Below are 576 nucleotides of genomic sequence, written 5' to 3'. Positions count from 1 at the left end.
AGTTATTACCTATTGAAAGATACTAAATAATCATCAAGTTAGCATATCCCTACCTGAACATTAGCCCCCTCACCGACCCAACTACAAAGGCTGAGCCAAATCGTTTTCCGTGTTGTAGCTGATAAAATCCTGCTCATGAGGGAAATGGACAACTCGCGCGCGCTGTTGCTGCAGCCAGCCGCGGATGCTGCGCATTCCGGAATAAAGGTATGGCACGGTGCTTTGCAGGATTTGCGGCCGGATAAACATCACGCTGTAATGCGGCCTGGCAGAGGTCTCCACATAAAACGCATTGCACAATGGCGTGCGCCGCGCGATGGTTTCAAATTGGGAAACCAAGTTTTCCGGCAAACGCGGCATATCGCAGGATACGATAAGCAGCCAATCGGCAGTGGCAATTTGCAAATCGTTGGCGGCTGTACACAAAGCGGCTAAAGGGCCGTAATGCTGCCATTGGCGCGCATCAGAGAAAACGTGCGCGCTGCGTTGGGCGTAAGATTCAAGGTTGCGGTTGGCACTGATGGCGATGTGGCTGACTTGGGGGCGGATTTTTTCGATAACATGATCTATCAAGGC

The 576-nt window shown here is 51.4% G+C and carries 1 protein-coding gene; it reads right to left on the bottom strand.

The window, feature by feature from the left end; translation table 11 throughout:
* Positions 1-81: 81 nt before the first annotated feature.
* Positions 82-576: molybdenum cofactor guanylyltransferase (gene mobA / locus ACTHUM_RS17945; protein WP_440403682.1), on the bottom strand; the 495-nt coding region annotated here is incomplete at its 5' end.

This window comes from Neisseria sp. P0021.S006, assembly GCF_051956895.1.
This window is presented reverse-complemented; position numbering and strand designations above follow the sequence as displayed.